The organism is Pseudofrankia sp. EUN1h (assembly GCF_001854645.1).
In the GTDB taxonomy this organism is placed as follows: domain Bacteria; phylum Actinomycetota; class Actinomycetes; order Frankiales; family Frankiaceae; genus Pseudofrankia; species Pseudofrankia saprophytica.
Genome location: NZ_MBLN01000077.1, coordinates 204868 through 223624 on the forward strand (window position 1 = coordinate 204868; position 18757 = coordinate 223624).

Here is an 18757-nt window from a genome sequence, read left to right on the forward strand (position 1 = left end):
GTCGGCCGTGGGAGGCGGACGGTGCGCGCTGCCTCGGTCTCAGTCGGCCGTCGTCTCTCCCGCCGCGGGCCTGGATACCAGCGCCGCTGTGCCCAGCCCGACCTCCATGGCGAGGGAGAGCCAGAAGATCCAGTCGGTGCGCGGGCGGTCGATCTTCAACGAGACCAGCCGGGCCGCGGCCGCGCCCAGCCAGGTCACGCCGACGGCGGTGCGGGCAGCCGGAGCGCGGCTGACCAGCGCCCATCCGCCGAGAGCCGCGTAGGTGCCACCCAGGCCGGCCCTCGTTTCGGCGCGGCCGCGGCCGGTCGTGGCTGGCAGGTCGAGCGCGGTGGCGAACCTCACCGGCATGACGACTCCGGCCGCCCCTGACATCATCAATGCCGCGCTGCTGAGCCGGCCCGTGTCCATACCCGGACGCTAACACGCACCGCGCCTCTGGGTGATCATGGCCGAGCCACGCGCGGGCCCGATCGGTGCGGGAGCGAGCGAGGAGGAGGGGGCGATGAGTTCCGGCGCCCGGCCCGGTCTGTCCCTGTACCAAGCCGAGGGAGGCGGGATGAGCGCGCCCCAGGTCCTGATGGACGGCGTCATGTTCGGTGAGTCGCCCCGCTGGCACGACGGGCGGCTCTGGTTCTCCGACTGGGGGGCCAACCAGGTGATCGCGATCGGTGCCGACGGTGGCCACGAGGTGGTGGTGACCGTCCCCTCGTTCCCGATGTGCATCGACTTCCTGCCCGACGGGCGGTTGCTCGTCGTGGACTCGGCGCGGCGACGGCTGCTGCGCCGCGAGCCGGACGGATCCCTGGCCCAGCATGCCGACCTCGCCGCGGTCTCGGAAAAGCCGTGGAACGAGATCGTCGTCGACGCCCGGGGCAACGCCTACGTCAACACCATCGGCTTCGACTTCCCCGGCGGCGACTTCGCTCCGGGCCTCATCGTGTTCGTCACGCCGGACGGCGACGTCGGTCAGGTCGCCGACGACCTCGCGTTCCCCAACGGCATGGCCATCAGTCCTGACGGCGCGACGCTCGTCGTCGCCGAGTCGTACGCGAACCAGCTCACCGCCTACGACATCGGCGGCGACGGCGGCCTCGGCGACCGGCGGGTGTGGGCGAAGACGCCCGGCGACCATCCGGACGGCATCTGCCTGGATGCCGAGGGCGCCGTCTGGTACGCCGACGTCGGCAACCAGCACTGCGTCCGGGTGCGCGAGGGCGGCGAGGTGCTGGCCACGGTCGACCTGGATCACGGCGCGTTCGCCTGCGCGCTCAGCCGCGACGAGGACCCCCRCCTGTTCGTCGTCGGCCAGACCTGGGGCGCAGGCGGACCGACGCAGTCCAGCGGCCGGGTCGTGGCGTTCCCCGCGCCCGCGCCCGGCGCCGGCAGGCCCTGACCGGCGCGCTGGTGAGGAGCTCCCTCACCGGGCGCGGACGGTGTAGTCCTCCGGGTCCGGGGCGCGAGTGAGGCGCCAGTAGTCGTAGAGGTTGAACGGCCAGTTCTGCGCGATGCGCCCCTTGGCGTTGCGGTACCAGGTGTTCACGTCGGAGACGCCCCACGCACGCTGGTCGGTGGCCATGTCGATCCACCGGTTGTAGCGGTCGTGTGCCTCCGGCCGGCAGTCCAGGGAGGCGGCGTCGCGCTCGAGCAGCATGCCGACGCATTCGGTGATGTACTGGGCAGCGCATTCGGAGAAATAGATGATGCTGCCGTTGACCACGATGTTCGTGTTCGGCCCGTACATGAGAAAAAGATTCGGGAAGTGCGGCACCGTGATACCGAGGTGGGCACGGGCGTCACCATCCCACCAGTCGTGCAGGTCGAGGCCGTCCACCCCGATCACGCGCATCGGCGTCAGGAAGCGCGAGGCCTGGAAACCGGTTCCGTAGACGATGACGTCGTGGTCGACGTGCCGGCCGTCGGCCAGCTGAATACCGGACGGGGTGACCCGCTCGATCCCGGTGGTTTCCAGGGTGACGTTCGGGCGCTGCAGGGTGCGCGCGTAGGTGCCGTTGTCGGGGAGCATGCGCTTCGCGCCGTACGGATGGGTCGGCAGCACCTTGGCGCGCAGGGCCGGGTCGGGGAACGCCACCTCGTACCACGCGGTCAGCCGCCGCCGCGCCACGTCGTTGGCCGCGCTGACCGAGTTGTTGGACCGGTCCCAGCCGGGATCCACGACGGTCTGCGGGAGCGTGCCTTCCTGGAGCCGGCCGAAGGTGCCCAGCCGGTCCCAGCGGGCGTAGTCGGGTACGTGCCGCAACAGCCACTGGATGCCGGCGGGCAGGTCGTCGAGATAGTTCGGGATCGGCAGCAGCCAGGGCGCGGTCCGTTGGTGCACGGTCAGCGCGCCGGCGCGCTCGGCCAGCCGGGGCACGAACTGGACGGCGCTCGCGCCGGTGCCGATGACCGCGACCCGCAGCCCGGTGACGTCGACGTCCGGCCGCCAGCGGGCCGAGTGGAACGATGGCCCGCGGAAGCTGTCGATCCCCGCGATGTCGGGCAGGCTCGGGCGGTTGAGCTGGCCGACCGCGCTGACCACCGCCTCCGCCTCATGGGTGCTCTCGCCGCCGGAGGCGTCCCGTACGCGCAGCGTCCAGCGACTCGTCCGCTCGTCCCAGCGAGCCTCGACGACCTCCGCCCCAAAGCTGATCAGGCCGGCAAGCCCGAACTTCTCGACACAGCTTCGGAAGTAGTCCAGCAGGACGGGCTGGGTGGAGTTGAACTGCGGCCAGTGGCCGGTCTGCGCGAACGAGTAGCTGTAAAGGTGGTTGGGCACGTCCACCCGGCAGCCGGGGTAGGAGTTCTCCAGCCACGTCCCCCCGACGTCGGGGTTCTTCTCGAAGACCCGCACGTCGACGCCCGCCTGGTTCAGCCGGTGCGCCATGACGATGCCGGACGTCCCCGCGCCGATGACGGCCACGCGGAACCGGCGCCGCGGTGCCCTGCTGGCGGCATGCCACCCGGGCGCCCGTGGATCCAGGCCGCCCAGCGCCAGCTCCTCCTCGAGCAGCTCCAGGTAGTGGTCGTCGAGGTCCGCCGGCGCGACGACGAACTCGACCAGCGCCCGCAGCTGCCGGGGAGTCGGATCGACGGGCCGCGGGCAGCCGCGGTCGCGGTAGCGGATCAGCGCGTCGGCGGCCCGTTCGCGAGATCTCGCCGCCATCTCGGCTGGGTAGCCGTAGTCCGGAGCCATCCACGGCAACGCCGGGTCGGGCCGGATGTCGTCGGCCAACAGATCATATTCGCCGGTGAGGTGCGCGACGGAGGCGAGAAGCGGCCCCACCGGAGCCTGGCCGGCATGAGCCCGGATGGTCGCGTCGTCGGCGTCGATGTCCTCGCGGGTGAAGTCCAGGCGCATGGATAGCGGCCCGCTCACCCGGCCGGGCGCTCGTCCGATCGCTCGGCCGGCGGCCAGAGCGGTGACGGCACCTCGAAGCCCAGCGGGCCGTTCCAGCGGTTGCGGGCGGCCACCTCATGCACGGGCCGCCGCGCGGCGACGCCCCAGCGTCCGGTCGGGTAGCCGAAGCTGACGCAGCAGGCGTTGATCCACCCCTCGTCGGCGGGGACCTCGAGGATCTTCAGCACCTCCTCCTTCGCGAACGCGCCCAGCACGCTGGTCAGCGAGCTCCCGATGCCCTCGGCTCTGGCGGCCAGCTGCGCGTTCCAGACCGCCGGGTAGATCGATCCGCCCGTCGGGTCCCGCTGCACGAACGCGAAGAGGAAGAGCGGCACCTCGGCGAAGTGGTCGGCCAGCCAGTCCGACGAGCGCTGGATCCGCAGCAGTGTGGCGCTCTCGTCGTCGTCCGGGTTCGCTCGGGYGGCGGCGAGACGGTCGGCGTAGAAGGTCTCCCACAGCCTCGTCAGGGCCTGTCGGTAATGGACGCCCAGCTGGCCCTTGACCGCGGGATCGTCGACGAGCAGGAAACGCCACCCCTGGGTGTTGCCGCCGCTCGGGGCCCGGATGGCCGCGTCGAGGATGCGGGCCTGGGCGTCGGCCGGGATCGGGTCGKGGCGCACCCGCCGCATCGCCCTCGTCGTGTAGAGCGCCTCGTGGATCTCCATGCCGGTTCTCCGCTTCTGCTGTTGGGTCTTTCCTGGTGAGTCGGTCACCAGATTCGGCGAAGCTGGGCGCCCTCCCGGCGGACACGCAGCTGTGCCGCGCGCTCGGCTGGGTTGACCTGGGGTGTGTCGGCCGGCAGGTACCTGCGCAGGTCGGCGAACGGTACCTTCCTGATCGTGGGGTCGGGATGGTCGCTGGCATGGTTCCAGCGCAGCTGGATGACCCCCCAGGGGTAGTCCGCCTTGTCGAGCCAGTTGGGCACACCCGGGTCGAGCCGCGAGATGACGGCGCGGAACCTGCCGTCGCCGTCGAGGCGGGCCTGCGTGTCGTTGAGGCTGGACTGCCGGTTCACCCAGTCGACCGTGCAGAACCGGTCGTCGGCGACGAGTGCCTGCCAGTAGCGGCTCCGCCTGGGCAGCTCGGTCTCGATGATCAGCGCTTCGTCGTCGCCGATCTCGTGGATGCCGTCGTAGTAGACCTGCGCCGGCAGGCCACCCATCTCGTCGATCTTCTTGGAACGCAGCAGCGTGTTGACCCCGTGGTGCTCGCGGTAGTAGCGCACCAGCTTCATGTCGAAGGCGATCATGCCTTCGACCCAGGCGGCCAGATCGGAGAAGCGCCGGGCGACCTCGCCCGGCGACATGTCGGTGCCCCCGTCGTCCAGCCGGTTGATCGCGACCCGGGCGTCCTCCTCCCGGACCCAGTCGCACGAGCACTTCCGCATGAGCAGGCGACGCGTGGTCGGCTCCAACCGCCACCAGTCCCCTGTGTGGCCGTCCGGCCGCTGGGCGCTGAGCAGCACGCTGAAGCGGCCGTCCGCGCCGAGCTGGAGATCGTCCAGGTCGTGCGTCGCCGGGACCGGACCCCCGCTCATGTCCGCCGGGCTCATGATGTCGAAGCTCTGCTGGGTGATCTCGACGAACCGGGTCGTGCCGCGGTAGCCGGAGATCTCGTACACGCCGTCGGCGGCGACCTCGGCCGTCGAGTAGACGTAGTCGGGGTCGGGGCCGCCCTGGTTGAACGCGTAGTTCCACAGCGGCATGAACACGGGCCGGCGGGCGTCGGTGTAGACCCGGCACAGGTAGCCGCCGGCCAGGATCGACAGCGCGAGCTTGTTCATGTCCTGCGTCTCGGCCTCGGAGGCGCCCCCCGGCCGCCACTGGGCGATCAGGTTGTCGGCGACGCCGTCGAGAGCCTTCATCTGCTCGGACCACGTGGGCAGGCTCATCGTCCGTATCCCCTCAGCGTTCGACCTTCTTGCGCTCGACCTCGATGCCGAAGCGCCGGATGTAGAACTCGTAGTCGGCGCGGATCTGCTCCTCGTCCAGCCCGAACTGCTCGGCGGTGTAGTGGTGGACGCCGTGCGCCCCGGTCCGGTTGGCCGCGTGCCAGTCGGCCATCGCGCGCTCGACCTCCGGCCGCAGTTCGAGGCCGAGAAAGTCGTAGACCCGCCGGACTGTGCCCATCGGGTCGGCGACGAACTCGCGGTGATGCACGTCGAAGAACCGGTCCTCGCCCAGGCGGGCGCGCGCGGCGACCGCGTTCTCCATGCCGACGCGCAGATGTTCGCAGATCTCCTGGCCGAGCCGCCGGTGGTCGCGCTCCCCCGCCGCCGGCGGGAGGATCGCGGACACGATGCTGGCGTAGGACGGCACCGCCTTCGCGGGGTCGCGGTGCGTCATGACGAACCGCGCGTCCGGGTAGGCGGCGGCCAACGGCTCCAGGTGGAACTTGTGGTGTGGTGCCTTGAACAGCCAGAGGTCCGGCGGCCGGCGCGACTGCAGGAGCTTGATGGCGCGCCGGTGATGCTGGAACGTGTCCGCCAGGTCGGCGCCACGCCACCAGGCGTGGTAGCCGTACACCGGCAGCGTCATCTGCTGGCCGTGGAACGACATCCCGAGGATCTCGCTGTCCTCCATCGTCGCGTCGGCGTCGTAGAGGTGCATCGCCTTCAGGTCGGCGGAAGTCTCCGCGTACTCCTTGACCAGCGCCAACCGCCGCGGGTCCGTCAGCTCGGTGTCGAGCTCCGGCGGCGGGCACGGCTTCGACTGCTCCCAGCCGCGCAGCCCACGGAACTGCGGATCGAGCGACAGGATGTTCGCGAGTGCGGTCGTGCCGGTCCTCGGCAGGCCGTTGACGTCCACCGGCCCGCGCACGGGCAGATCCTCGATCTCGGGGTGCTCGCGATACCACGCCTCCAGTTCGAGACGGTTGACGAGCCGGCGGTGGAAGACCCCGATGACGGCGGCGTCGGTGTCCGGGCTCAGGTCGCCGTCGCGATCGAGGCTGTCGAGCAGCACGTCGAGGCCCTCGCGGAAGTCGCCTGGGCCGAAGTCGGTGAGACCGGTCGCCGTGACCGCCGCGTCCAGCAGACGCTCGCTGGTCGGGTAGCGCATCACTCAGCTCCCCGCCACGCCCACGCGCACCCGGTCGGGGTACAGGCGCTCGACGACGCGGCGAAAGCCCTCCCGCCATCCGACCTGGCAGGGGCCGGTGATCGAGACGCGCCTGGTGGAGTCGCCGACGGAACCGATGGAGGCACCCGGGATCGGGTCCACATCCACCTCGGCCCGGGCGCCGAGGAGCTCGCCGAAGTACGCCGACCACTGCTGGACGCTCACGGCCTCGTCGCCGCACCAGTTCACGATCGTCGCCGGCACGCTCGCGGCGTCGAGCAGGGGCTCGACCTGCGCGCAGATGTCGTCGTCGTGGATCGGGCTGTACGGCATCGGGTCCCACCGGGTCCTGACGTGCTCCCCGGCCGCCACCGCAGCCAGGTGCCAGACCGGGAGGCCGTCCTCGTCGCTGTACGCRCAGCCCATCCGGGCGATGGTCACCGGGAGGTCGAACGACCGGGCGCAGTACCGGGCCACCGCCTCCTGGGCGATCTTGGAGACGGAGTACGGCGCCGAGGGGGGCGCCATCGCGTCCCCCAGCGGATCGCTCTCCTGGAAGGCGTGCCACGGGTCGGGGTGCGGCTTGTAGGTCGAGACCGTCGACATCACGAGCGCCGACTTCGCGGACCGGCAGTGCTCCAGCAGGCGGCCGGTCGCCTCGGCGTTCACCCGGATCGCCCGGTCGTAGTCGTCGGCGCTGAAGTCGGCCGCCAGGTGCAGGAGGTGGGTGAAGTCGGTGGGCAGGTCGTCGAGCGGTCCGTCGGCGATGTCGACGGCCCTGGTCGTGACGCCGAGCGCCTCGACCTTCGCCCGCGCGGACGGATCGGTGAAGCGGGCGATGCCCCAGACCTCGTTGTCGCGAGCCAGCGAGCGGGCCAGGCCGTAGGCGATGCGGCCGGCCGGACCCGTGATCAGGATCTTCTCGCCGGCTAACACGGTAATCGTCCTTCTTGGCATCCCACGGGACGTGGAGCCTAGTTTGGAGGAWCGACCGGCGCGAGGCATGGATATTTGATCCAAACCGTGGACGGATGGTGTGATGGCCGCGTGAGCATCGACCCCGCCCTGCGCCAGACGGTCCTCGATTCGCTCGACGGGCTGCTCGCCGCGTTCGAGCTCGAGCCGCTCGGCGCCGACCGGTTCCGGGTCCGCTCCGAGCCGCCCCGGTTCAACCGTGTCTTCGGCGGGCAGTCGCTCGCCCAGGCGCTCGTGGCGGCACGCGCGACCGTCACCGGCCAGGAGCCGTCCTCGCTGCACGCCTCCTTCGTCCAGGCCGGCAAGCCGGGGGTCGCTGTCGAGCTGGTGGTCGACCGGGTGCGCGACGGCCGGTCGATGTCGACGCGTCAGGTGACGGTCCGCCAAGGCGACCGCGTCCTGTTGGCCGCGATCGTCACCTTCCACGCGAACGGCCCCGGCCCCGAGCCCCCGGTCGACCCGTCGGTCCCCACCGCGGACCCCGAACTGCTGCCGCTGCTCCAGGACTGGGCGGTCAAGGCCCCGCCGGAGCTACGGCCGCAGGCACTGTTCTGGGTCGACCGCCCGCCGCCGCTCGAGATGCGGCTCGCCGAACCGGTCGTCTTCATGGGCGGCACTCCGGCCGCCGGGCCGCGCTCGCACTGGATGCGCCTGCCCCGCGACGTCGGCGCCGACCCGGGCCTGCACGCGGCGCTGCTCACCTACGCGAGCGACTACTTCCTGCTCGACATGGCCTTCCGGTCCTATCCCGACGGCGCCACCCCGGACTACTCGTCGGCCTGCAGCCTCGACCACACCATCTGGCTCCACCGCCCGGTACGGTTCGACCGCTGGCACCGGCACACCCAGGAGGCGGTCGTCGTCGCGGGTCACCGCGGCCTCGTGCGCGGCGCGATCCACGACGCCGACGGGCGCCTGGTGGCCACCGTGGCTCAGGAGGTGCTCGTGCGCCCGAAGGGAGCGTCGACGTGACGACCGAGATCCCGGCTGGCCCGTTCCCGCCGCTAGCGTTCCAGCACCCTCTCTTCCAGCAGCCCTGGCCGGAGGGCGAGTACCGGCTGTTCCAGCTCGGCTTCGTCGTCGACGACCTCGTCGCCGCCGCCCGCCGATGGGCGGCGGTGTTCGGCGTCGGCCCGTTCCACGTGCTGCCACCCATCGAGCAGGCCTGCACCTACCGTGGTGCCGCCACGGGGATCAACCTCCAGGTCGGCGTGGCCCAGGCCGGCCCGGTCCAGATCGAGCTCATCACCCAGCGCTGCGACCGCGACAGCATCTTCCGCGAGCAGGCCCTCGCCGGCCGGGCGGGCTTCCACCAGCTCTGCACGGTCACGCCCGACTACGACGGCAAGCGGGCCTTCTACCAGGGCAACGGCTACGAGCTCGCCTGTGAGCTCACCTCCGCGGATGGCATCCGCGTCGGCTATTTCGACACGCTCGAGGACTTCGGGTTCGTCACCGAGGTCGTCGAGCGCACCCCGGGATTCCTGAAGCAGCTCGCGCGCGTCGCGGCCACCTGCGCCCAGTGGGACGGCACCGACCCCGTCCGCCTTCTCACCCGCGACGGCTACCGCGTGCCCTGACCGGGAACTCATGATCCTCCGGTCGTGGTTCGAGCCCCACCCGCCCCACCACGCTTCGCGATGAACCGTCCGACCTGCATAAATAGGTTCGACCTATCGGCGTGAACGACCCGGATGGCGGCAAACGGGCAGGTCCTCGGGTCGGACTGGTGGTTCGAGTCCCTCCTGGCTCCCGAGCAATCGACTACGAACGGTAGCAATTGGTGACCACGGTCTCGCCGGGTAACAGCGGGCGCGGTTCCGGTGTGGCATCTGGGGTGTGCGAACAGTCCCCGTCGAGCATTTCCAGGATCTGCCCGAGGTCCAGAACTGGGCGGGGCCGGCAGAACAATGACCCCGCCAGCCCTGACCGGTGCCATGGGAAGGACAGCCCGCCTCGATTCCAAGTTCCGGCCGCGGCTGCGTGTGGCTGCCGCGACCGGGGCTGGTGACGGAACAGCCGCCGGAGTGGTGATCTGGCTGGCAGCGAGGCTGAAAGGGCGGAGCCGAGCGATGGTCAGGGTATGTCGAGGACGTCGTCGACAGGCCGGCGCGGGGTCGCCAGACGTCCCGCGGCCGGGTCGGGGTATCCGACGCGCAGCAGCATCTGGACATGGCCCGTCCCTCCGGCCGTCTCGCCGAGCAGGGAGCGGGGAGAGTGATGTCGACGACCTGGCCGAGCGGGGAGGCGGCAGCGCCGCGCGCAGTCGCGGCGAGCAGCAGCCGCCCAAACGCCGTGCCCGCGAGGAACTGGTCGGCCGGCCGGTCGAAGTGGGTGCCGACCGCGATGACGGTCGGACGTTCGACCGTGAAGTCCGCTACCCGCGTGCCCGCCTTGTCGATCACGTCGAAGTCCCGCAGCACGAATAGCGACTCGCGGGTCTGCGCCGTGGTGACGACCGAGTAGCGCGGAATGCCGTCTGCCGCGTCGCGCTCGGCCCGGCTCCACGACGTCAGTTCGGCGACATAGGCAGGATCGTGGCTCTCGATCCAGTCGGTGTGTGCCGGCAAGACAAAGCCGCCGACGCGGCTGAGGTGATCCTGGACCCGAGCAGCGGCCCGACCCGCCTGGCGACGCTGGCACGGCTAGCCTCGCGTGGCCGGATCGTGGTCTAAGGCAACATCGCCACCTTCGAGCCGGTCACCGTGTCGGCCAACGAGCTGCTGACGCATGGGCAGTCGCTGACGACCTACAACAGCTGGCCGGCAGGTAGACGGGCCGGGCGCTGAGGCGAGGTTGGTCGTGTCGATGAGGGCGGCGGTGTCTGCGGGTCGGGTGTCCCACCGCAGGAGGTCGGCGGTGAGAGTGCCGATCGTCCAGTGTTCCCACCGCTCCGGTGTCCACCCGCGGTCGGCGGTGAGCGCCAGATACACCTCGAAGCTCACCAGAGCGAAGAGGATGTCGGCGGCCTCGTCGACTGACAGTCCGCCGCGTAGGCCCTGCTTGGCGGCGAGCAGTTCGGCGATGACGCGATATGCGGTGAGGCGTTGCCGCTTGTTGACCTCCCATTGTTCGGCCATGTCCGGGTCGGCGCCGGCGGCGTCGCGGACGATCCGCATGAGTGGACCGACCCTGGTGAAAAGGGCCCGGCAGTGTGCCATCCAGAGCGCCAGCGCCTGATGGGGGTCGGGTTCGTCGCGCACCTGGTCCATCCAGGGCCGGTCCAGGACCGCCACGGGTTCGTCGTCGCCGGCCGCGAGGATGTCGACGCCCTCCTTGAGCACGGTCCGCTTGTTGCCGAAGTGGAAGTAGACGGTCTGGACCGCCACCCCGGCCTGCTCGGCGATCTCGTCGAGTCTGGTGGCGGCGTACCCCTGCCGCAGGAACAGCTCCAAGCCCGCGTCGATGATCCGCCGCCTAGTGGCGCGGGCCTGCTCCCCGCGTCGATCCGCTCGACCGTGGAGTTGACGAGATCGGTGAAGTAGAGGGCGCCGTCAGGGTCGATCCGGTAGATCACGGCGCTGCCGGAAAAGGAGTTGCTGGACACGTACAGCGTGCCGTCCTTGCTCACCGCCACGGCCTCCGGGTCGAAGCCCTCGATCTCGATGCCTCGCCGACGTAGGCGGGCCCGGGGCTGGGCGGCCGGGTGCGGGTAGGTGCCGGGGGGACGGACTGCACGGCGGGGGTGGTTCCGGCCGCGGCGGGCGTGCCCGCCGGCGAGTCGTCCGAGTGGCTGACGATGAACGCGGTCATCCCCACGGCCATAAGAACGACGACGGTGACGAGGACGGGCGGGATCAGCCAGGTCCGTCGGCGGCGGTGCCCCGCGGGGCACCGCCGCCGACGGGAGCCGGGGGGACTACGCCGGAGGGGGTGACGTCGGTGTCGCCTGGCGGCGCGCTGATGACGCCGCCCGGGCGCGTCGACCCCCACCCGCTGCACGCCAGGTCGCATGAACTCGGGCCGGTGTCGGCCCCTATCGGCCGGGTTCCTGGCGGGGTTGCGGGACTGGTTCGGCGAGGTCCGCCGGGGTGAGGTGCGCGAGGCCATCATGGTGGCGGATGACGTCCCGCGCTTTGGCAAGGCGGACGTCGTCGAACGCGGTCACGCCGGCCATCGTCACCGTGACCAGCCCGAGTGCGGCGAGCGCGGGCAGACGGCTCAGCGCGGGGATGATCGCGAGCAGCAGCACAGCGACGACCAGCCTCGGCAGATTCGGCTTTCCGACGTTGCGCCACCGGATGGAACTGACACCAATGAGATACAGCGCCGGTCCCAGCCCGAGCGTCACGGCGGCGAGACCCTTGACCGGATCGGTCAGGTCATGGTCGGTCGTGTCCGCGACATAGCCGGCCACCTTCTTTATGCCGAGCGCGGTCGTCAGGATCCCGAGGACCAACAGGAAATGCAGGTAGGTGTAGGTGTCGCGGGCCATCGCCGACCGGGCGGCGCCGGTTCGTCGGCGCAGGATCCGCTCAGCGACGAGCGCGACGACGTCGAAGTACAGCCACCACATCGTCGCCGACACCGCGATCGCCAGCGCCATCATGGCGAGAACGGCCCAACTCACCGGATACGCCGCGGCGCCGGCGCCGAGGGCGACGACGGACTCGCCCAGTGCCACGATCACGATCAGCCCGTGCCGCTCGGAGAAGTACCCCGGGGCATRCACCCGCCAGCCCTCGCCCGCGGTCACGAAGATGCCGCCGTAGTCGACGGCGAGCGCGGCGAGCCAGATCAAGGTCCGAGTCCCGCCGTCGGCGAATGCGCCGACGACGAGCAGGACCGCGGCCACGGCGACGGGCACGGCCGCAACCACGATCTGGCGCAACAGCGCGGCATCCCCACGCGCCGCTACCGCGTAAACCAGGAGATGCTCGACGCGGACGACGACGATCGCCAGCGCGAGCACCACCGGGGCGTCAAGGCCGCCGGGCAGGTCGTTCCACGCCTCCGGCACCGCCAGCGACGCCGCGGACATCGCCATCATGGCGGCGATCAACGCCGCCCGCAGCACACCTTCGTCTGCCCGCGCCTGATTGCCCAGCCAGGCGTAGCTCATCCAGGCGAACCACAGGATCGCGAGGAGCAGCAGGCCGCGCAGGGCGCCGCGCGCTGTCGGGTCGTCGGCGACCAGCGCGGTCACCTGGGTGAAGGCGAAGACGAAGACGAGGTCGAAGAAGAGCTCGAGGGTGGTGACCCGGTGCGTGGAGTCGGTCGGGACGATCCGGCCCGTCATCCTCACCGGCGCCCGGCGCCGGCCGGCCGGCTGGGCCGGGACGTCCGGGCTGTCGCCACCGGCGGGGCCAGCGGGCGGGGGAGCCTGGTCCGATGCGGTCACGGGTGGAGTCCTCCCACTGCGGTCACCGACAATCGTCGGCCGCCGGGAAACGATCCGCCCGCGGCCGGCGGGCGGGCCAGCGGATCGGTCCGCCCAGATGGGCCGCTGTTCATCGGATCTTCCAACCCGGCCCGGCTACTCATCACGTCCGTTTGCGGTCGGCGGCGGCTCGCTTGCTGGCTGTTTCGGCCCGCGATCGGTCTCATCGGAAGCGCCGTGTGGTCAGATCGGGGCTGGGTCGTCCTCCCGGTTGATCGTGAGGTGCTACTGAAGCTGCCTTCTCCTTGGCCGACGATCTCCGGTTCGACGGGTCGCTGCCCCGCCGGCCAGACACGCACGGCGCGGTAGGGGTAGCCGTCCTGGCCAGGCGCCTCCCAGTCCAGCTCGACCTGCTGCCCGGCATGCAGGCTGCCGTAGCCGCCGATCAGCAGGTGGCCGAACTGGGCCCAGCAACCGCCGGGGGTCTCCGGTGAGTCGATGACTCCCCAACCCCGCTCGTTCGACAACTCCCGAACGGTGCCGCGCGTCGTCACGAGCCGATCATCCCACAACCGCAGCAGGATCGCGGCGGCCCGCCAGCGACCCCGCCGTCCAGCCCGGCCAGCAGCTCCAGGTTGGCGGTCCGCTCGGGCGCGGGGTCGATGCCCACGTCGCGCAGGATCTCCCAGACCGTGGACGGAGCAACCTTGATGCCGAGGACCAGGAGTTCGCCGTGGATCCGCCGGTAGCCCCAGCCGCTGTTCTCCCGGGCCAGCCGCAGGACCAGGGCGCGGCCGTTCTTCAGCTTCCGGTTCCAGATCACCGCCGACTCCGACGCGGAGGCGGCGATCGGCCAGGCCGAAGGCCGCGCGCGGGCCTGGCTGGACGAGCATGGTCACGGCTACAAGCATCTGACGAGCCGGGTCGACGAGGTTCCGCGGACCCCGCCCGGCGCCCGGGCGCGCCGTGAGCAGCGCCGCAACCCGCGCGCCTGACCTGCCCTGAAGTCGATCACCGGGTGGACCCCACCGCGCTGCCGGAACGCGAATGGCGGGAGCTGGCGCCGGCGCTGCGGGACCTCGCCCCGACGCGACAGTGCGCCGCTCCCGCCCTAGCCGACCTTCCCGGTCGGTGGAGGGCATGCGGCCGGTGGCGCATCCGCGAAACCCGTGGCCAGGTAGCCGCCGGCGGCCTGGCGCATGGTGACCCGCAGCCGGTGCCGGATGCCGATCTCCCCGGTGGGCTCGGACTGCCGTATCGTCTCCCGCTCGGTCTCGTCCACGCAGCTGTCCACCGCCACGGCGCCGTTCTCCTGTGACACCCCGGTCACCATCAGATGCAGCGGGCCACGGGTGGACCGGCCCGGGTCGCTCCGGGACTGGTCGAGAATGGTAGTCAGTGTGCCGAGAAACTCCGGGTCAACCCGATCCCGCAGAGCGCTGAACTCGGCGCGGTTGCCTTCCTGGATCGCGGCAAAGGTGGCCCAGAACGCGAGATGATCACGAATCACCGGGCTCGTCGGGTCCACCGCCGCCGCGGTCGTCATGCGCACTGAGCCCGCGACGACGGGAGCAGCAGCCGGGGCCGGGATGTCGGCCGGCTCCCCGGCTGGTGGCGAAGTCCCCGTCCCGTCCCAGGAGGTGAACGCCGCCAGCGCGGACACGAGCTGACGGTCGGTTGGTGCGCTGAACACCTCCGCGCCGGACCACGCGACCTTCACCGAGGTCGGACATCCAGCCGCGGCCGGGTCCACCGGGATGGTGGCGACGACCTTTCCCGAATGCGCCTCGCGCACCGTGATCCGGTAGGAGGTGCGGAAGAACGGCACCCGGTCCTGGCTGCCGATGTCGAACCGGCAGGCGACCTCCGTCGGCGTGCGGTCGGCCCGCTCGGCGCACGCGACAAGCTGGGTCCGCGCCGTCGGCGACTGGAACGGCTCCTGCTCGGCCTGGCCTACGTTGCTCAGCACCCGGATGGGGAACGTCGGCCCGGTGGGATCGTTTCCCTGCTGCTGGCTGAACACTGTCACCGGATGCGGCGCCGGCCCGGAGTAGGGAGGCGCGGAGGTCAGGGCGGTTCTTCCATCGCAGATCTCGCCCAGGCTGCCTGTGTCGACCGGTCCGTCCACGGCGCGAATGTTGCCACCGTCCGTTCCGCCGCCGGCACCACTACTGCTTCCGCAGGCGACGAGGCAGCTGATCGCTGCCACCGCGAGCGCCCTCAACGCCAGCCGCACGCATCTCTCATCCCGCAGCCGACAAATGACCGACCGCTGACTACTCCGTCCAGGAAAGGAGATTCGCACCTTATCAGGTGAATAGAGGGCTGCGGTCACATGCTCAGGGGCCTCGCGTCGCTGATGGGCCGGGTGTCCCGACGGCGTCGTGCGCGCCGGTGGCCGCGGCGAGCCGCGTGCTGGACTCTGCCCGTGCTACCGCCTGCCCGAGACCACCCGGGCAGCTGACCGCCTCGGCCGCGCGCGGGCGCGGAACGTCGTCTTCGCAACGCCGATCGTGGGCAGGTCGAGCGTGACGCCCAGAGCGAGCAAACAGCTAGTTCGGCCGCTGATCCCGGGCGTGCCCCACGCTGCCGCGTTGCTCGGCGAGGGTTCCGAGGTGCTCGGCTTCGACGACGAGAGCCCTCCTCAGCCGGCTCGGACACCGGCCCGACGGCCCRCTCGGCCATCCGCCGACCGCGCAGCCGCGCCCAGTCTCCGCGCTCAGYCGCGGCCCTCGCCTCCCTCACGCCGGTCGTCCTCGTCAGCGGTGTGCCGCTCCGCCAGGCAGCGGGCCAGCGTCCGCTTCGCGCGGTCGACCTGGCCGCGTTCGCGCATCTGGGTCTTGGTCAACACCGTCAGCAGCACGGCCTGTTGCCCCGGGGCCAGCCAGTACGTCACCCGCACCGCCCGGCCGTCCAGGTAGAACCGCGGCTCACGCAGCTTGCCGTCCAGCTGCCGGCTGTACGGCTCACCCAGCAGCGGGCCACGGCTGGCAAGCACGTCCACGTAGAACGCTACGGCCGCAAACTGGCCGGTCGGCAACCGCTCCAGCCATTCCCGCACCTCCGGCTCCAGCTCGAGAGTTCCCCAGGCGGGACGGCACCGACCCCGTCCGCCTCCTCACCCGGCTGGGTGATGTCACCGACCGGTCGCCACTGCGGCACGACCGCGCCCGTGGTGTCGTCGAACCAGACCCGCATGCGCTGGCCCGGAACAAGGTCGGGGGCACCGGGAAGGTGGCCGACGAACCGGACGGACGGGACGTCCTCGAGCTCGACGAGGACCACCGTGTAGGGCACCGGGTACAACGGGTGGACCTGGTGCTCGACGACCGTCCACGAGTACAGGGTTCCGAAACCCGCCACCGGCCGCCAACGGCCGTCCCAGCTTCCACAGGTGTGGCAGTAGGCCCGCGGCAGGTGGAGAACGGCACCGCAGCCCGCGCACACCCGGATGACCAGTTCCTCGCGCCGGGCCGCTTCGAAGAAGCCCCCGGTGTCGGGATCGTCGTCGACCGGGACGAGGTGGGTGCGTCGGATCCGGTCCATCACGCCGCTCGCAGCATCAGCGCGCTGCCCGGCGGCAGCGGGGTCGAGGTGACCAGGCACACCTCGGCGCCCGGGACCTGGGAGGTGGACTCTCCACGGATCTGGCGGACCCCCTCGAGGATGTGGTTCATGCCGTGGATGTAGCCCTCGGACAGGTGGCCGCCGCCGGTGTTGATCGGAATGCCGCCCCCGAGATCGATCTCGCCGCCGGCCACGAACGGCCCGCCTTCGCCCTTCTTGCAGAAGCCCCAGTCCTCGAGCTGGAGCAGGACGGTGATCGTGAAGCAGTCGTAGATCTGGGCGACGTCCACGTCCTGCGGGCCGAGGCCCGCCCGTCGGTACAACGTGCGAGCGACCGAACTAGCCGGCAGCTCGGTGATCGACTTCCGCATCAGGACCGGGAACTGGATTCCGGGCTGCGGGTCGGGCACGCTGCCCTGGGCGACCGCCCGAATCAGGACCGGAGGCTTTCGACAGTCACGGGCGCGGGCGGCGCTGGTCACCACCACGGCGCAGGCCCCGTCGGTCTCGAGGCAGAAGTCGAACAGCCCGAGTGGCCGGGCGATCGGGCGGGCCGACAGGTACTGGTCCATGGTGAGGGTGCGAGCGTGCATCTGCGCCGCGGGGTTCGCGTTCGCCCTGGCCCGGCAGGTGAGCGCGATGTGGCCGATCTCCTCCTTCTTCGTGCCGTACTCGATCATGTGACGCTGGGCCATGACGGCGAAGATCTGCCCGGGAGTGAGCAGCCCGTAGGGAGCGAAGAACTCGTCGTAGCTGCCCCATCCACCTACCTTCGCCCCGCCCGCCTTCGCCTCGGCCGCCGCGGACAGCCCGAACCGGCGCCCCGATCGGCCCCTGAGTTCCCGGAACACGAGGACCGTCGTCGCCTGGCCCGAGAGGATGGCGCCCACCGCCTGCCCGACCATGGCGCACGGCGCCACTCCCCCAGGCCCCACCTCCGCCCAGTAGGTGAGTTCGTCGATCCCGAGCGAGTCGGCCAGGTCGTTGTGCAGGACGGTGTCCATGTCGCAGCGGACGATGCCGTCGATGTCGCCCGGCGTCAGGCCGGCATCCTCGATGGCGGCCAGCGCGGCCTGGGTCGCGAGGGTCAGGTCGCTGCGACCGGCGTCACGCGAGTAGTCCGTGGCGCCGATCCCGACGATCGCGCAGCGGTCGCGGTGCTGGAACTCCTCGTTCGTCGCCGTCATCGGACGCGGTAGAGGCGAGCGGCGTTGTCGTGCAGGATCTTGCGCAGCGTCGCCTCGGGCAGGTCTCCGAAGGAATTGTCCAGGAACTCGTTCGGAGCGACCGCCGTGCTGGCCGGCCCGGGCGACATGCTCGTCGGATGCGGGAAGTCGGTCTCGTAGAGGATGTTGTCGGGGCCGAGCCGCTCGATGGCGTAGCGCGCGTTCTCGGCCTCGAACCAGAAGCAGCCGTAGATCTGCCGGCGGAAGTACTCGCTGGGCAGCAGCTCGTATTCCGGGTGTTCCTTGGCGACTCCGCAGTTCTTCCACTGCCAGTCCAGCGCGTCGAGCGCATAGGGGATCCAGCCGACCCCGCTCTCCACCGACACGAAGTCGAGATTCGGGAACCGATGGCAGATCCCCCCGCACACGAGCTGGGCGATCGTCCGGGCGTTGCTCATGAAGAACGAGACGCCGACGCTGGCGTAGTTCGCGTGCGGGCCGTTGTCCGGGTGCCCGCCCGCCATGGGTGAGAGGTCTCCGGACGCGATGTGGAAGTTGACCGGGAGGCCCATCTCCTCGGCCGCGGCCCACATGGGGTCCCAGTGCCGGTCCGTGAGGACCGGGAGACCGAAGTAGCCGGGGTCCTGGCTGAAGATGACGCCCCGGTGCCCCATGGCCCGGCAGCGCTCCATCTCCGCGATCGTCGCCGAGAGGTCCCAGAACGGCAGCGAGGCCACGGGAAGGTACCGGTCGGGGGCCACGCTCCCCCACTCGACCTGGAAGTCGTTGTACGCGCGCACGCACTCAAGCTGGAGCCCGGCGTCGCGCATCCCGAGGATCTTGCTGGCGTCGAACAGCGCGACGTTCGGGTAGAGCACCTGGGCATGGATGCCGTAGGAGTCCATCCGCTCGAGGCGTAGTCGTGCGTCCCAGGTCACCGGGTCGATGTCCGCCCACCGCCGCGGGTGGTCCGGCGGGTACTCCCCCCACCCGGCCATGGCCGGATTGCCCACCGCGGCGAGTCGCTGGTCGCCGATGAACCAGGCCTCGTCGCCGGCCCGGTCGTCCCAGCGCACATGCGGCACGTCCTGGGCCGATGCACTCGACACCCGGGAGGTCCACAGGTCGGGCGGTTCCACGACGTGCGTGTCGGCATCGATGACCGCGATACCGCGGATGACAGAAGGCATCGGAGCACCTCTCGCGTCGGCTCGGCCGGCCGGCCCCTCCCCCGGGACGAGCCGGCTGGCCGCGATCCACAACGAAGCTCATGAAT

General features: G+C 70.9%; 18 protein-coding genes and 1 pseudogene. 4 read left to right on the top strand and 15 right to left on the bottom strand.

Annotated elements, in window-relative coordinates; genetic code table 11:
• Positions 1–39 precede the first annotated feature (39 nt).
• Positions 40–408, bottom strand: coding sequence for a DUF4345 family protein (locus BCD49_RS31500; RefSeq protein WP_051466326.1), 369 nt, complete (start codon positions 406–408; stop codon positions 40–42).
• Positions 409–556: 148 nt separating this feature from the next.
• Between BCD49_RS31500 and BCD49_RS31505 the strand changes: the two genes are divergently transcribed.
• Positions 557–1393, top strand: coding sequence for an SMP-30/gluconolactonase/LRE family protein (locus BCD49_RS31505; RefSeq protein ID WP_071042247.1), 837 nt, complete (start codon positions 557–559; stop codon positions 1391–1393).
• A 24-nt stretch (positions 1394–1417) separates the two neighbouring features.
• Here BCD49_RS31505 and BCD49_RS31510 read toward each other — a convergent pair whose 3' ends face one another.
• Genes BCD49_RS31510 through BCD49_RS31530 form a run of 5 tightly spaced genes read right to left on the bottom strand, consistent with a single transcriptional unit; the run spans position 1418 to position 7389 of the window.
• On the bottom strand, positions 1418–3373 hold the full coding sequence (locus BCD49_RS31510) for a flavin-containing monooxygenase (protein ID WP_131803596.1): 1956 nt from the start codon (positions 3371–3373) through the stop codon (positions 1418–1420).
• Positions 3370–4059 carry a nitroreductase family protein gene (locus BCD49_RS31515; RefSeq protein WP_071042230.1) on the bottom strand — a complete coding sequence of 230 codons (690 nt, stop codon included), beginning with the start codon at positions 4057–4059 and terminating at the stop codon, positions 3370–3372. The genes BCD49_RS31510 and BCD49_RS31515 overlap by 4 nt, the downstream gene beginning before the upstream one ends.
• 44 nt (positions 4060–4103) lie before the next feature.
• Positions 4104–5285, bottom strand: coding sequence for a DUF1214 domain-containing protein (locus BCD49_RS31520; RefSeq protein WP_007510208.1), 1182 nt, complete (start codon positions 5283–5285; stop codon positions 4104–4106).
• 13 nt (positions 5286–5298) lie between these two features.
• Positions 5299–6453, bottom strand: a complete 1155-nt coding sequence (locus BCD49_RS31525) for a sulfotransferase family protein (protein WP_007510206.1) — start codon at positions 6451–6453, stop codon at positions 5299–5301.
• Between the two features lie 3 nt (positions 6454–6456).
• Complete coding sequence (locus BCD49_RS31530) at positions 6457–7389, bottom strand: NAD-dependent epimerase/dehydratase family protein (protein ID WP_007510204.1); 933 nt, start codon at positions 7387–7389, stop codon at positions 6457–6459.
• 111 nt (positions 7390–7500) lie between these two features.
• Between BCD49_RS31530 and BCD49_RS31535 the strand changes: the two genes are divergently transcribed.
• Positions 7501–8400 carry an acyl-CoA thioesterase gene (locus BCD49_RS31535; RefSeq protein ID WP_035925025.1) on the top strand — a complete coding sequence of 300 codons (900 nt, stop codon included), beginning with the start codon at positions 7501–7503 and terminating at the stop codon, positions 8398–8400.
• The gene (locus tag BCD49_RS31540; RefSeq protein WP_007510200.1) at positions 8397–9008 is read left to right on the top strand and encodes a VOC family protein; all 612 of its coding nucleotides are present in this window, start codon (positions 8397–8399) and stop codon (positions 9006–9008) included. The genes BCD49_RS31535 and BCD49_RS31540 overlap by 4 nt, the downstream gene beginning before the upstream one ends.
• Before the next feature lie 1065 nt (positions 9009–10073).
• Here BCD49_RS31540 and BCD49_RS31550 read toward each other — a convergent pair.
• The 4 genes and pseudogenes from BCD49_RS31550 to BCD49_RS45405 form a co-directional block, all read right to left on the bottom strand.
• Positions 10074–10838, bottom strand: coding sequence for a TetR/AcrR family transcriptional regulator (locus BCD49_RS31550; protein ID WP_198536153.1), 765 nt, complete (start codon positions 10836–10838; stop codon positions 10074–10076).
• 566 nt (positions 10839–11404) lie between these two features.
• Positions 11405–12769 carry a low temperature requirement protein A gene (locus BCD49_RS31555; RefSeq protein ID WP_083401810.1) on the bottom strand — a complete coding sequence of 455 codons (1365 nt, stop codon included), beginning with the start codon at positions 12767–12769 and terminating at the stop codon, positions 11405–11407.
• Complete coding sequence (locus BCD49_RS44395) at positions 12766–13302, bottom strand: hypothetical protein (RefSeq protein ID WP_198536009.1); 537 nt, start codon at positions 13300–13302, stop codon at positions 12766–12768. The genes BCD49_RS31555 and BCD49_RS44395 overlap by 4 nt, the downstream gene beginning before the upstream one ends.
• Positions 13303–13385: 83 nt before the next feature.
• A pseudogene (locus tag BCD49_RS45405) lies at positions 13386–13598 on the bottom strand (hypothetical protein); the annotation flags it as partial.
• Here BCD49_RS45405 and BCD49_RS45410 point away from each other — a divergent pair.
• Positions 13567–13743 carry a DUF6204 family protein gene (locus tag BCD49_RS45410; protein WP_232794305.1) on the top strand — a complete coding sequence of 59 codons (177 nt, stop codon included), beginning with the start codon at positions 13567–13569 and terminating at the stop codon, positions 13741–13743. The pseudogene BCD49_RS45405 and the gene BCD49_RS45410 sit on opposite strands and share 32 nt — an antisense overlap.
• 116 nt (positions 13744–13859) lie before the next feature.
• On the opposite strand, the gene BCD49_RS31570 is transcribed toward BCD49_RS45410, so the two are convergent.
• From BCD49_RS31570 to BCD49_RS31590, 5 genes are all read right to left on the bottom strand, one after another.
• Positions 13860–14984: a hypothetical protein gene (locus BCD49_RS31570; protein ID WP_007510189.1), complete on the bottom strand. Its 1125-nt coding sequence runs from the start codon at positions 14982–14984 to the stop codon at positions 13860–13862.
• A 483-nt stretch (positions 14985–15467) separates the two neighbouring features.
• Positions 15468–15809, bottom strand: a complete 342-nt coding sequence (locus tag BCD49_RS31575) for a type II toxin-antitoxin system RelE/ParE family toxin (RefSeq protein ID WP_083401811.1) — start codon at positions 15807–15809, stop codon at positions 15468–15470.
• Entirely contained in the window at positions 15761–16294 is a 534-nt protein-coding gene (locus BCD49_RS31580; protein ID WP_007510184.1) for a Zn-ribbon domain-containing OB-fold protein, read from the bottom strand. Before BCD49_RS31580 ends, BCD49_RS31575 begins: the two co-directional genes overlap by 49 nt.
• Positions 16294–17502, bottom strand: a complete 1209-nt coding sequence (locus tag BCD49_RS31585; RefSeq protein ID WP_007510182.1) for a thiolase C-terminal domain-containing protein — start codon at positions 17500–17502, stop codon at positions 16294–16296. The genes BCD49_RS31580 and BCD49_RS31585 overlap by 1 nt, the downstream gene beginning before the upstream one ends.
• On the bottom strand, positions 17499–18671 hold the full coding sequence (locus BCD49_RS31590) for an amidohydrolase family protein (RefSeq protein ID WP_007510180.1): 1173 nt from the start codon (positions 18669–18671) through the stop codon (positions 17499–17501). Before BCD49_RS31590 ends, BCD49_RS31585 begins: the two co-directional genes overlap by 4 nt.
• Between the last annotated feature and the right edge of the window lie 86 nt (positions 18672–18757).

Coding starts and splice junctions, on each gene's coding strand:
- BCD49_RS31500 (WP_051466326.1), bottom strand. CDS start 408: ATGGACACGGGCCGGCTCAGCAGCGCGGCATTGATGATGTCAGGGGCG.
- BCD49_RS31520 (WP_007510208.1), bottom strand. CDS start 5,285: ATGAGCCTGCCCACGTGGTCCGAGCAGATGAAGGCTCTCGACGGCGTC.
- BCD49_RS31525 (WP_007510206.1), bottom strand. CDS start 6,453: ATGCGCTACCCGACCAGCGAGCGTCTGCTGGACGCGGCGGTCACGGCG.
- BCD49_RS31580 (WP_007510184.1), bottom strand. CDS start 16,294: ATGGACCGGATCCGACGCACCCACCTCGTCCCGGTCGACGACGATCCC.
- BCD49_RS31585 (WP_007510182.1), bottom strand. CDS start 17,502: ATGACGGCGACGAACGAGGAGTTCCAGCACCGCGACCGCTGCGCGATC.
- BCD49_RS31590 (WP_007510180.1), bottom strand. CDS start 18,671: ATGCCTTCTGTCATCCGCGGTATCGCGGTCATCGATGCCGACACGCAC.